Source organism: Sphingobium quisquiliarum P25 (assembly GCF_000445065.1).
In the GTDB taxonomy this organism is placed as follows: Bacteria; Pseudomonadota; Alphaproteobacteria; order Sphingomonadales; family Sphingomonadaceae; genus Sphingobium; species Sphingobium quisquiliarum.
Genome location: NZ_ATHO01000168.1, coordinates 1 through 12,860, shown reverse-complemented (window position 1 = coordinate 12,860; position 12,860 = coordinate 1). Strand labels below are relative to the sequence as shown.

At 60.6% G+C, this 12,860-nt stretch carries 9 protein-coding genes; 6 read left to right on the top strand and 3 right to left on the bottom strand.

Annotation, left to right across the window (positions count from 1 at the left end; genetic code table 11):
* Positions 1 to 130: 130 nt before the first annotated feature.
* The 4 genes from L288_RS41085 (at position 131) to L288_RS41070 (ending at position 5,024) form a co-directional block, all read left to right on the top strand.
* On the top strand, positions 131 to 370 hold the full coding sequence (locus L288_RS41085; RefSeq protein WP_007682525.1) for a lipoyl domain-containing protein: 240 nt from the start codon (positions 131 to 133) through the stop codon (positions 368 to 370).
* Between the two features lie 117 nt (positions 371 to 487).
* On the top strand, positions 488 to 3,022 hold the full coding sequence (locus tag L288_RS41080; RefSeq protein WP_021238876.1) for a TonB-dependent receptor: 2,535 nt from the start codon (positions 488 to 490) through the stop codon (positions 3,020 to 3,022).
* A 170-nt stretch (positions 3,023 to 3,192) separates the two neighbouring features.
* Positions 3,193 to 4,134, top strand: a complete 942-nt coding sequence (locus L288_RS41075; RefSeq protein WP_007682022.1) for an XdhC family protein — start codon at positions 3,193 to 3,195, stop codon at positions 4,132 to 4,134.
* Positions 4,131 to 5,024: a molybdopterin-binding protein gene (locus L288_RS41070; protein ID WP_021240020.1), complete on the top strand. Its 894-nt coding sequence runs from the start codon at positions 4,131 to 4,133 to the stop codon at positions 5,022 to 5,024. The genes L288_RS41075 and L288_RS41070 overlap by 4 nt, the downstream gene beginning before the upstream one ends.
* A gap of 89 nt (positions 5,025 to 5,113) precedes the next feature.
* Here L288_RS41070 and L288_RS41065 read toward each other — a convergent pair whose 3' ends face one another.
* On the bottom strand, positions 5,114 to 5,899 hold the full coding sequence (locus L288_RS41065) for an SDR family NAD(P)-dependent oxidoreductase (protein WP_004213209.1): 786 nt from the start codon (positions 5,897 to 5,899) through the stop codon (positions 5,114 to 5,116).
* Entirely contained in the window at positions 5,896 to 6,447 is a 552-nt protein-coding gene (locus tag L288_RS41060; protein ID WP_004213210.1) for a recombinase family protein, read from the bottom strand. Before L288_RS41060 ends, L288_RS41065 begins: the two co-directional genes overlap by 4 nt.
* Positions 6,448 to 6,586: 139 nt before the next feature.
* On the opposite strand from L288_RS41060, the gene L288_RS41055 reads away from it, so the two are divergent.
* Positions 6,587 to 9,544, top strand: coding sequence for a Tn3 family transposase (locus L288_RS41055; RefSeq protein WP_031294302.1), 2,958 nt, complete (start codon positions 6,587 to 6,589; stop codon positions 9,542 to 9,544).
* Positions 9,545 to 9,764: 220 nt separating this feature from the next.
* On the top strand, positions 9,765 to 11,111 hold the full coding sequence (gene gorA / locus L288_RS41050; RefSeq protein ID WP_007682024.1) for a glutathione-disulfide reductase: 1,347 nt from the start codon (positions 9,765 to 9,767) through the stop codon (positions 11,109 to 11,111).
* 134 nt (positions 11,112 to 11,245) lie between these two features.
* Here the strand turns inward: gorA and L288_RS41045 are convergent, their stop codons facing one another.
* Positions 11,246 to 12,484, bottom strand: a complete 1,239-nt coding sequence (locus tag L288_RS41045) for an acyl-CoA dehydrogenase family protein (protein ID WP_007682027.1) — start codon at positions 12,482 to 12,484, stop codon at positions 11,246 to 11,248.
* Positions 12,485 to 12,860: the final 376 nt, after the last annotated feature.

Here is a 12,860-nt window from a genome sequence, read left to right as displayed (position 1 = left end):
GTCCCGTGCGCCGGGACACCGTGCAGGATGTGGCGATCCCGTTCGCGCCCCATCTCGAAAATGCGGTGATCCCTGATGAGGCTATGGTTGAGGCTGCGATCCGCGCGGCTGTACGCGATGGAGACGTTGCATGAAGATGTCGCTTAAGTTGCCGATGTTTGGCATGAACATGGAAGAAGGCACGATCGCTCGCTGGCACGTACAGCTGGGCGCAGACTTTGCTCTCGGTGACATCCTTTATGAGGTGGAAACCGAAAAGGTGACGTCCGAGGTGGAAGCCCCGTGCGATGGAACTCTCATTGAAATATTGGTTTCTGAAGGTGATGATGCTGCTGTTGGAGCGGCAGTCTGCCGAATAGAAACGAAATAATTGTCCTGACACCGGAGTGAAGTGGGCAGGAGACACGGATAGTTTTTCAACGCGACCGAAGAAAAAATGTTTAAGAGCGCGAAACGATACTTCGGTCATATCTAGGGAGGGATGGTTATGATTGTCAGACCAGAAAGCACAACGAAACGGCACGGCATTAACTTATACGCATCGGGCGTCGCGCTTCTTTGCTTCTGTTCGCCCGCATTCGCCCAGAGCGAGGCTCCGGCGGAGCAGCCTGCTGCCCAATCCGCAGCCGCCGAAGCGCCGCAGAGTGAAAGTCTGGGTGCCGGCGAGATCATCGTCACCGCCAGCAAGCGCGCTGAATCGATCAACAAGGTCGGCCTCACGATTGCGGCGGTCAGTGGCGATCAGCTCGTCAAGCAGGGTATCAGCAGCGTCCAGGATTTGACCAAGGCCGTCCCGGGTCTGACCTATGCGCGGTCGGCATTCGGCACCCCGGTGTTCACGCTGCGTGGCGTCGGCTATTTCGATACCGCTCTGGCGGCATCGCCTGCGGTTAGCGTTTATGTCGACCAGGCGCCTCTCAGCTTCTCCGCGCTGCCCGGCATCGGGGTCGGTTTGGACATGGAGCGTGTTGAGGTACTGAAAGGTCCGCAGGGCATTCTGTTCGGCCAGAATTCCACCGGCGGCGCGATCAACTACATCGCCAACAAGCCGACCGACACTCTGACGAGCGGGTTCAGCCTTGGCTATGGACGATTTAGCACGGTTGAAGGCGAAGCTTTCATCAGTGGACCTGTGACCGACACGCTCAATATACGGCTCGCTGGCCGCAGCACTTATGCGGGATCGTGGCAGAAAAATTACTTCTCTCGTCCAGGTGACGAGTTCGGGAAGCGGCGGGAATTCGCTGGCCGTATCACTCTAGACTGGAAGCCCACCGATAGACTCAGTTTCATGGCCAGCCTGAGTGGTTGGCATGACGGCAGCGAGCCGCAGATCGGGCAGTACATCTTCCTGCGTCCTGCCACGGCGGGGCAGGAGCAATTTTTGAGCCCTCAGCTTTATAATTTCGAAACGGGTACATTGGTGACGCCATATGCGCCGCGCAAGGCGCGCGCCGCCGATTGGTCCGCGGATGCTGAACCTTTCCGTGACGACAGAATGTATAATGCCGCGCTGCGTACCGACTATGACGTGACCGATAATCTGACCCTGACCTCGATCACTTCTTATTCGGACTATAAGCGTAATAGCCGGGCGGCGGATGACGGCACTGCGGTGCAAGACTATGATTATGTCGCCAACGACGGATATATTCGTGACTTCAACCAGGAATTGCGCCTGTCGAACGACGCCGCATCGCGCATGCGGGTCACCGTCGGTGCTAATTATCAGCACAGCAAAGTCTATGAGCTAAGCAAGGCTTCCTATGGAGATAGCATCGTCTCGAATTTCTCTCAGATAGACGGGACGAGCACTTTGCTGCCGGTGCCATTTTCCAGAGGATCGGATTTCAGCCGGCAGACGATCGAAAATTATGCGTTCTTTGGAAACGTCGATTTCGATGTGACAGACACCATCACGGTGAAGGGTGGCCTTCGCTATACGAACAGCAAGCGCCATTTCGTCGGCTGTACCTTTGATAATAATTTCGACCCGATACATGGCGACGACGCCCAGCGCAGGCTGTTCGACATTCTCCACACGTTCGCCAGATCCCTGGTGGGCCTGGGAGCATCGACCCCCCTGCAGCCGGGTGACTGCACCAGTGCGATCGACCCGCTGACGGATGCCAACGGCAATCCACTTATCGGTGTAGAGAATGGGCAACGGCCGGATGCCTTTGAGAGCATCCTCGGCGATACCAACCTCAATGAGGATAATCTGTCCTGGAAGGTTGGCGTCGACTTCAAGCCGGTGGCTGGTTCGCTATTTTACGCGAACGTGACCAAGGGCTATAAGGCAGGCAGCTTCCCAACGATTTCGGCGGCGACTGTCAGTCAATATCGTCCGGTCGTTCAGGAATCGGTCATTACCTACGAAGCGGGTTTCAAGCAGGAGCTGTTCGACCGCTCGGTGCTGCTCACCGGTGCTGGCTTCTACTATGACTACCGCAACAAGCAGCTGAGGGGCTTCTTCGATCAGCCGCCTTTCGGCACCGTGTTCGCACTCGACAACGTGCCTAAGTCCACCGTCAAGGGCGGTGAGCTGGCCATCGTATGGCGGCCGGTCGATGGCCTCAACCTCAGTGGCGCGGTGACCTATGTCGACGCGAAGATCAAAAAATACTCCGGTCTGAATTCCGACGGGGTATTTACTGACTTTGCCGGCGACCGGGTGCCATTCGCTCCGAAATGGAATGCGAGTGCAAACGCCGACTATACCGTTCCGCTTGGCGCCAGCCTGGCAGTGAATTTGGGTGCCAGCCTGACCTATAACAGCAGCACGCAGGCTGCGATCGGTCATGATGCGGTGACGAAGGCGGTAACCTACATCAAGCCGTTTACCACCGTTGATGCTCGCATTGCACTTCAGGATGCGGACAATGCATGGCAGGTCCAGTTCTGGGTGAAGAATCTGACCAACGAATATTACTGGAACAACGTAGCGTTCCTGTACGATACGGCGGTTCGGTATGCGGCCATGCCACGCACCTACGGAGTAAAGACCAGCTTCCGTTTCTAAAGCTGATCGGAGGATCTTGGGTTGGTCTGTCGAGATTGGCCTGGGATCTCCCCTCCTCTGCCGGCATGAAGCCGGTGGTGCATTGAATGGATACGGCCGGAGCATCCGATTTTTCGGACGCTCCGGCCGTAATCCTTTAAGTTCAGCATTTTTTGGATCAGAATGGGATCATGGCTGAGGCAGCGGATGACCTGGATGTCGTGATAGATGCCGCGGCGCTATGGCTTGCGGCGGGCCGTCATGTCGCGCTTGCCACAGTGATCGAGACCTGGGGGTCGGCGCCTCGGCGGGCGGGATCCCATCTGGTGATCCGCGACGACGGAATTTTCGAAGGCTCCGTCAGCGGCGGTTGTGTCGAAGGCGACGTCATCGTTCAGGCTCTCGAATTGATTGCGGCAGGGGGCGGCTTTCGTCGCCTGGATTATGGCGTGGCTGACGCGCAGGCCTGGGAGGTGGGACTTGCTTGCGGCGGCCGAATCTCCATCCTGTTACAGACCGTCGATGGGGCACATTTTCCGCCTGCGCTGATCGAGCGTATCGTTGATGCACGGGCGCAGGGTTTGCCGCTGGGTCTGGCGACGGATCTGACAAGCGGTGCGACCCGCGAGAATGCGGCCCCTCTGAAGGAATGGTTCTTCAATCTCTATCCTCCGCGCCGTCGTCTCGCGATCGTGGGGGCGGTTCATATCGCCCAGCTGCTCGTCCCGATGGCGCGCCTTGCGGGCTATGAGACAACCGTTATCGATCCGCGCGGCATGTTCGCGGCGGCTGCCCGATTTGATCAACCTGTAGACGAGAATTGGCCCGACGAAGCGCTTGATCGTTGGCGCCCGGACGGCGGCTCCGCGGTAGTCAGTTTGACGCATGATCCAAAGCTTGATGATCCGGCGCTGGCGCGCGCTCTGAACTCGCCGGCCTTCTATATCGGCGCATTGGGATCACGAAAAACACATGCTGCCCGGCTCGAGCGGCTCGGCGCCGCCGGCTTCACGGATAAGGAGCTCGCCCGCATCCATGGGCCGGCAGGGCTCCCAATCGGTGCGGCGGGACCAGCCGAGATCGCCGTTTCCATCCTGGCCGAGATGACGACAGTCTTGCGGAGCTCGAAGTGAGGTTTGGACGGGTATCGCTGGAAGAGGCCGAGGGTGCGATCCTGGCCCATAGCCTCTCGATTCCGGGACGCCGCTTGCCAAAAGGGCGCGTGCTCGATTGCGATGATCTGGCGGCGGTCCGGCATGCGGGATTGGAAGCGCTCACCGTTGCTCGGCTCGATACGGACGATATTGGTGAAAATGATGTCGCGATGGCGATTGCGCAGAGGCTGGCCGGAGATCATGTCCGCGCCGAACCTCCCGTCCATGGGCGGGCTGATCTGATCGCCGAGACGAACGGCCTTCTCGTTTATGCACCCGACGGCATAGGCAAGCTCAATCGGGCAACGGAGGCGATCACATTCGCCGCCGTCGCGCCGATGACGCCGGTGCGCGCGGGCGACGTGGTAGGCACCGTCAAGATAATTCCCTATGCGGTGCCCCGAGCCGAACTTGTCTCAGCGGGGCAAGTCGCGGATGGTTGCAAGGTCCGTATAGCTGCATTCGGGCCCCTCTCGGTCAATCTCGTGCAAACCAGTCTAGGCAGCGTAAGCCTCAAGCTTCTCGCCAAGACCGAAACCGTTATAAGGCAGCGAGTCGAGAGGCTTGGCGGACATTTGAATCATGTGTGGATCTGCGATCATGATGAAGCGGCTCTAACCAATTTGCTCGCGGACTCTTCGGAGGCGGATCTTGTGCTGATCATGGCGGCATCGGCGACGGCCGACCGCGAAGATGTGGTCCCCGCGGCCATTCGACAAGCGGGCGGGCGCGTGGAGCGGGTGGGAATGCCGGTCGATCCCGGCAATCTCCTGTGCCTCGGTTGGTTGCGCAGGCGGGCTGTCATTGGGTTGCCGGGTTGTGCACGTAGCCCCCTGCGTAATGGAGTTGGGGTGACTACACGAAAGTGACGTATCTGCACGCTAAGGGCGAACAAATCCGGTACGATGCCAGCAGATGCTATTCGCAGGCTTTCCTGCCCCTTTTATGTGGTGCCGCCCTACGGGCGCCGATATGGGAGGGCGGCAATCCGATTGACCAACGATCGAGGTAGAACCCTGCTCGCCAAATATGTGAGCTGGTTGCCCATCCCCGGTATGGCGAAGGATTGCCGATAAACCAGAGCGTGGACTGCATGGGCCGCGCACCGGTCAACGTCCATCAAACCCAACCTCCCCCACTTCAAATCGCTGAGGGCAGCCATGTCTGTGTCGATTCCACCGGGTGCAAAAGACCCAACACTCACTCCCGTCCCGGCAAGCTCCACGGAAAGCGCTCGCATGAGGGTGCTTACATAGGCTTTCGACGCGCCGTAGACCGCTTGGAAGGGCACGGATGTTTCGCCCGCCAGGCTCGACACGGCGATTACTGAGGATTCAAACGGCTGCTCCCTGAAAATCGCAATCAGGCGAGCCAGCAAATCCGTGAAACCGAGTATGTTTGTTTCAATTACCTCGGCATAAGTGTCGGCACGGCCTGCATCAAATGAACCAACGCTCGTCATTCCGGCAACCAACAAAGCGGCTGTTACTTGCAATTCTGCAACCTTAGCCGCGATTTTCTCCCTGCCCTCGATTTCACGTTGATCAGCCACTATAATCTCGCACGGCACATTGAACCGCTCGTCAATTTCGGTCTGTAGCTCCCGCAAGTTGTCGAGCCTTCGTCCAACAATCAGGGGCTTGGCCTGGTACGATGCCGCCAAGCGGAGGGCGGACGCTCTGCCCAAACCGGTCGAAGCCCCTGTGACCAGCACCCACGAGTTCTTGATCGCCAGCGGTTTCACGCGTTTTCCAGAGCCTTGTATAGGGCGGTTTTGCCGATCTTGAGCCGGGCCGCCGCCTCACGAACAGTGAGGCCCGCTGCGATATGCGCCCGCGCTTTACGTAGTTTGTCGGGGGTAACGACAGGCCGGCGACCACCCTTGTTGCCCCGCTCGCGTGCGGCCTTGAGGCCGGCATGAGTGCGTTCACGGATCAGGTCACGCTCGAATTGGGCCAGCGAGCCGAAGATGTTGAACACCAGCATGCCGCCCGAAGTGGTGGTGTCGATATTCTCGGTGAGTGAGCGGAACCCGATGCCGCGCGCCGCAAGCTCGCCGACCTTCTCGATCAGGTGGCTCATCGAGCGGCCGAGGCGGTCGAGTTTCCAGACCACCAGCGTGTCGCCGGGGCGCAAATAGGCGAGCGCTTCGGTTAGGCCAGGCCGATCGGCTTTTGCCCCGGATGCGTGATCGTCGAATATACGGTCGCACCCGGCAGTGTTCAGCGCGTCAAGCTGGAGCGACAGCTTCTGGTCTGCGGTCGAGACGCGCGCATAGCCGATCAGCGCCACATGATGCCCGATCCTGTCCGTTTTCCCGTCATTATGCGATCTTGTCCGAATCGCCGTTACAGGTCCAGAGTTAACGGACATATTCCTGTTGGCCGCCAGAGGACCGTCTGACGGACACGCAAAGCGAAGGAGATGATGCTTGGCGAGACGGCGACTGGTGAGCCTGGAAATCTGGGCGAGGCATTATGGCGCGCCGCTCGATGAGCGCGAGATCGCGCGTCATTATACGCTGACCAGCGACGACCTGGAAATTGTCGGCCGCCGTCGCGGCGATGCCACCCGGCTCGGCTATGCGATGCTCATGCTATATATGAGATGGCCTGGCCGTGCGCTGGAAGCGGGCGAAGTCCCGCCCGCTCCTGTGCTCGCCTATGTGGCGCAGCAACTCGGCGTCGCGCCGGCAGCCTTCGCGGATTATGCCCATCGGGACCAGACCCGTCGCGAGCATCTCGTCGAAATCCGACGATCGCACGGGTTCAGGATTTTTGACCGCAACGCTTTCCGTGAAGTTGTCGCCTTCTCGGTCCCAATCGCGCAGACCATCATACACCCCGGCCAGATGGCAGACGTCATCGTCGATGAACTCCGGCGCCTGCAGATCCTCCTGCCTTCTCCGTCGATTCTCGAAGCGGTGCTGCGGCGGGCGCGCCAGCAAGCCGAACAGCTTACCTATGAAGTGCTCACGAATGGCCTGCTGCCTGACACCCTTCAGGGCCTGGACGATTTGCTGGCCCGACGACCGGGGCAGGTCGCGACATGGCTATCCTGGATGCGCAATGCGCCACAATCGCCGGCAGCGCGCAACATCCTGCGCCTGATCGAACGGCTCGCCTATATCCGCGCGCTGGGCCTCGATCGCGCCCGTGCCGACATGATCCCGGCTTTGACTTTTGACAGGCTGGCGGACGAAGGCAGCCGCATCACACCCCAGCACCTTGGCGAACTCAATGCCCTGCGCCGCCATGCGACGCTGGCGGCAACCGGCATCCGGCTTGAGGAAAGCCTGACCGACGCCACCCTGACGATGTTCGACAAGCTGTTGGGCAGCATGGCGCGCCGCGCCGAGAACCGGACCCGCGACAAAGCCCTCAAGACGGTGCGCGAGTTGCAAGGCCACCTCCGGACGCTCACGGGGTCTTGCCGCCTCCTCATCGACGCGCGCAGCAAGGGCGTGGATTCTCTGGCGCAGATCGAGGCGCTGGACTGGCAGCACTTCGCCGTGGCCGTCGAGCAGGCCGAAGTGCTCGGGCGACCGGAAACCGTCGATCGCACCGCCGAATTGATCGAGCGGCATCGGACGGTGAAGCTCTTTGTCGGCGCTTTTCTCAACGCCTTCGAGTTTCGCGGCGCCGGCGCGGTTCAGGGGCTCCTGTCAGCGCTGGCCATCAGCGCGGAGCTATATCGGACCGGCAAACGGCGCTTGCCTGATCGCGTGCCGCTACGCTTTGTGCCGCCCGCATGGCGCCCGTTCGTCCTGCGGGATGGCATCGTTGATCGTGCCGCTTATGAACTATGCGCCTTGTCGCAACTACGCGAGCGGTTGCGAGCCGGGGATATATGGGTCGCGGGAAGCCGGCAGTTTCGCGATTTCGACAGCTATCTCATACCGCCGGCGACCTTTGCGGCGCTGCGCGAGAAGGGGCCGTTGCCGCTCGCCATCGAAACGGATTTCGAGCGCCATATCGAGGAACGGCGCACCAGGCTCGACACGGCGATCAAGCAGGTAACGGTCCTTGCACGGCAAGGGGAGCTGCCCCAGGTTAAGCTTGACGAAAACGGTCTCATCATCTCGCCGCTGAAGGCGGCAACACCGCCCGCCACCGAGATTGCCCGTCGCGCCGCCTATGATCGACTGCCGCGCGTGAAGATCACCGATCTTCTGCTGGAGGTCGATGCCTGGACCGGGTTCAGCGAATGCTTCATCCATCGTCGTTCGGGCCGGGAAGCCGACGATCGCAATGCGCTGCTCACGGTCATCCTCGCCGATGGCATCAATCTCGGCCTCACACGCATGGCGGAAACCTGCCGGGGCGCAAGTCTGCGTCAGCTCGCCCATCTTCACGACTGGCACATCAGCGAAGCCGCCTATGGCGAAGCGTTGGGAAGGCTGATCGACGCCCATCGCGCCATGCCGCTCGCCGCGCTGTGGGGAGACGGCACCACTTCGTCGAGCGACGGACAGCAATTTCATGCCGGGGGCCGTGGGGCCGCGATCGGCGACATCAACGCGCGCAGCGGCAACGAACCAGGCGTTGCCTTCTACACCCATGTCTCGGATCGATATGACCCCTTCGCAAGTCGGGTGATCGCGGCGACCGCTGGCGAAGCGCCCTATGTGCTGGATGGCTTGCTGTATCACCAGACCGGCCTGACGATCGAGGAGCACTACACCGATACGGGCGGGGCATCGGACCATGTGTTCGGCCTCATGCCCTTCTTCGGCTACCGCTTCGCGCCGCGCCTGCGCGACATCAAGGAGCGTCGTTTACACCTCCTTCCCGGCCAAGAATCCGGCCCCTTGCTTGCCGGCATGACGGCCGAACCGATCGCATTGGGTCATGTCGCGGCGCATTGGGACGAACTGCTGCGGTTCGCCACGTCGATCCGCACCGGCACCGTCACTGCTTCGGCAATGCTGCGCCGCTTGTCCGCCTATCCGCGACAGAACGGACTGGCCCTCGCACTACGCGAGCTGGGCCGCCTCGAACGCTCCATTTTCATGCTCGACTGGCTGCGCGACATCGACCTGCGCCGGCGCACCCAGGCGGGCCTCAACAAAGGCGAAGCCCGCAACGCGCTCGCCCGCGCGCTCTTCTTCAACCAGCTCGGCGAACTGCGCGATCGTCGGTTCGAGAACCAGACCTATCGCGCCTCCGGCCTCAACCTGCTCGTCGCCGCCATCATCTTGTGGAACACTCGCTATCTCGAAATGGCGCTGGCGGACATCGGCACAGCCGACGAAATCGCACGCCACATCGCGCCATTGGGCTGGGAGCATATCTCGCTGACCGGTGACTATAGCTGGAATGTTGAAGATCAACCCGATCCGGACGCCTTGCGACCGCTGCGCGCCGTCAACTCCCTACTTGCCGCGTGACGTTCGCTATCCGTTCGCCCTTTCCGTGCAGATACGTCACTTTCGTGTAGTCACCCCGAGTTGATCTGATATTGGAGCGGCTCTTCGCTGGGTTCGGCGTGGATAGCGATGTGATCGCCGGCATGGGAGTCGGCGGTCTGCTCGGGGATGGAGGCGGACGACTCGATGCGCGCGCCCTCTAGCTGTAGAAAAACAACACTTACTTGGTTGGGATTATTGGATGTTGACCTACGACTATGATCTGTTCGTCATTGGGGCGGGCTCGGGCGGAGTGCGCGCGGCGCGGGTTTCGGCAGCCTATGGCGCGCGGGTGGCGGTCGCCGAGGAGCATCGGGTGGGCGGCACCTGCGTGATCCGGGGCTGCGTGCCCAAGAAGCTGCTCGTCTATGGCTCGCATTTCGCCGAGGATCTGCAGGATGCACGGCGCTTTGGCTGGAAGGTGCCCGATTGCGAATTTGACTGGTCGGCGCTGCGCGACAATGTGCTCGCCGAGGTCTCGCGGCTCGAAGGTCTCTACACCGAGACGCTCGGCAACAATAAGGTCGAGATCATCCGCGAGCGGGCGACCGTCGCCGGGCCGCATGAGGTGCTGCTCGGCTCGGGCCAGACGATCACCGCCGGCAAAATCCTGATCGCAACCGGCGCTTGGCCGATCGTACCCCATTTTCCGGGGGCCGAGCATGGCATCACCTCGAATGAAGTGTTCCATCTCGATACCTTCCCCAAGCGCGTGGTGATCGCAGGGGCGGGCTATATCGCCAATGAATTTGCCGGCATCTTCCACCAGTTTGGTGCGCATGTGACGCTGGTCAACCGCACCGACGTGATCCTGCGCGGCTATGACGAGCAGATCCGCGACCGGCTGCTCCAGATCTCGATGACCAAGGGGATCGAGTTCAAATTCCACGTCGCCTTCGAGAAGGTCGACAAGCAACCGGACGGCTCGCTGCTGGTGCACATGACCGGCCATGAGCCGATCCCGGCCGACATGCTGCTATTCGCCACCGGCCGACGCCCGCATACCGAAAATCTCGGGCTGGAGACGGCCGACGTCGCACTCGACGCCAAGGGCGCGATCAAGGTGGACGACGACAACCGCTCGAGCTGCGCCAGCATCTATGCGGTGGGCGACGTCACCAACCGGGTGCAGCTGACGCCGGTCGCGATCCGCGAGGGCCAGGCCTTTGCCGACACTGTGTTCGGCAATAATCCCCGCCGGGTCGATTATGGCTGCATCCCGTCCGCCGTATTCAGCCATCCGCCGATGGCGGGCGTGGGCATGACCGAGGCCGAGGCGCGCAACAAGCTCGGTGAGGTCAAGGTCTACACCTCCGACTTCCGGGCGATGAAGAATGTGCTCGCCGACCGCCACGAGCGCGCGCTCTACAAGCTGGTCGTCCATCCTGAGACCGACGTGGTGGTCGGCATCCACATGATCGGCCCCGACGCGCCTGAAATCCTGCAGGCCGCCGCGATCGCGGTGAAGGCGAGGCTCACCAAGGCCCAGTTCGACGATACCGTAGCACTGCATCCCTCTATGGCCGAGGAACTGGTGCTGATGCGGTAGGGCTTGGGTTGCCAGCTACCGACGTATGCGCCTGGGCGCTGCGTCGGTCATGCGCTTGGCCTGCCGTTCGCCTGAACGCGACCGGCAGGCCGTTAGCTGGTCATTGCGACCGAATAACAGGGTCGGCAATTCAACTATTGACGATAGCGGCGCATTTCGAGGCGAGCGATCGCGCGGTTGTGAACCTCATCCGGCCCATCCACCAGGCGCATTGTGCGGAGATGTGCATAGGCGCGCGCAAGGCCGAAGTCGTCGGCGACGCCCGCGCCGCCATGCGCCTGGATCGCATCGTCGGCGATCTTCAACGCCATATGCGGCCCCGCCACCTTGATCATCGCGATTTCCGCTTGTGCTGCCTTGGCCCCAAGCTTGTCCATCACGTCGGCGGCCTTGAGGCATAGGAGGCGGGTCATTTCAAGTGACGTCCGTGCTTCGGCGATCCGCTGCTCCCAGATGGAATGCTCTGCTAGGCGTTTCCCAAAGGCAGTGCGCGAAAGGAGCCGCTCCACCATTTTCTTCAAGATTTCCTCGGCCAAGCCAATCGTGCGCATACAGTGATGGATTCGGCCTGGCCCCAATCGCCCCTGAGCAATTTCAAAGCCGCGCCCCTCGCCGAGCAGCATATTCTCGACCGGAACGCGAACATCCTTCAGCTCGACTTCGCCATGACCATGAGGCGCATCGTCATAGCCAAACACAGGAAGCATTCGCAGAACCTTAACCCCCGGCGTGTCGAGCGGCAGGAGGATCATGCTCTGCTGAGCATGGCGCGGGGCATCAGGATCGGTCTTTCCCATGAGAATGCCGACCGAGCATCGAGGATCGCCTATGCCCGAAGACCACCATTTGCGGCCGTTGATCACATAATGGTCGCCGTCACAAACGATGGAGGTTTCGATATTGGTGGCGTCAGAGGATGCGACTCGCGGCTCGGTCATCAGAAAGACCGAGCGAATCTTCCCCTCCATCAGCGGCCGGAGCCAGCGCTCCTTATGCTCGCGAGTTCCATAGCGGTGCAGGACCTCCATGTTGCCGGTATCGGGCGCGGAGCAGTTGAACACCTCGGACGCCCATTCGATGCGGCCCATCTCTTCCGCGCAGGAGGCATATTCCAGATTGGTAAGGCCCGGAGCGACGAACTCGAAGCTGCTGTCGACGGGATTGTGGCCGGCCAGCGGCGGCATGAAAAGATTCCATATGCCGTCCGCTTTCGCGCGCTCCTTCAATTCCTCGATTATCGGCAGAGTCTTCCACCGCTCTCCACTAGCCTGCTGCGCGGCATAGGTCTCATCATGGGGCCGAACCACATCGTTCATGAAATTACGGACCCGATCACGCCACATGGTTTCCGCGGGCGACATCGTGAAATTCATATTGCAGTCCTTATCTGGCCCATGGGCATGATGACCACATGGTAATTATCATTAACCCCTGCATGATCCAAGCGATTCGATAAAAGGAGGGCATGCGCCATCTGCGTAGGCTTTTTCACTTCGAGTCGGAGATTGCAGGCCGCGAACGCTGTAAAGGAAGCCATTGTAGAACATAGAGTATGAACCAGCGCCTTTCGCCCCGGCTGGACAAGAGGGCATTTCGTCCTCTCGCAAAGCAGGCTTGTAACCATGTGGTAAGTATGCTCTGATCTTTCAGGCTGGTGCCAGGCACATGGGGCCACTGGCGATGTGGTCAAGGCTGAAGCGAAGTCAATTCGCGCAGTTGAGCATTTTCGGAGGATGAAGAATGGCTAAC

What these genes read in the sequence shown, in the direction of transcription:
- gorA (WP_007682024.1), top strand. Translation starts at nt 9,765, where the DNA reads ATGTTGACCTACGACTATGATCTGTTCGTCATTGGGGCGGGCTCGGGC.
- L288_RS41080 (WP_021238876.1), top strand. Translation starts at nt 488, where the DNA reads ATGATTGTCAGACCAGAAAGCACAACGAAACGGCACGGCATTAACTTA.
- L288_RS41075 (WP_007682022.1), top strand. Translation starts at nt 3,193, where the DNA reads ATGGCTGAGGCAGCGGATGACCTGGATGTCGTGATAGATGCCGCGGCG.
- L288_RS41045 (WP_007682027.1), bottom strand. Translation starts at nt 12,484, where the DNA reads ATGAATTTCACGATGTCGCCCGCGGAAACCATGTGGCGTGATCGGGTC.
- L288_RS41085 (WP_007682525.1), top strand. Translation starts at nt 131, where the DNA reads ATGAAGATGTCGCTTAAGTTGCCGATGTTTGGCATGAACATGGAAGAA.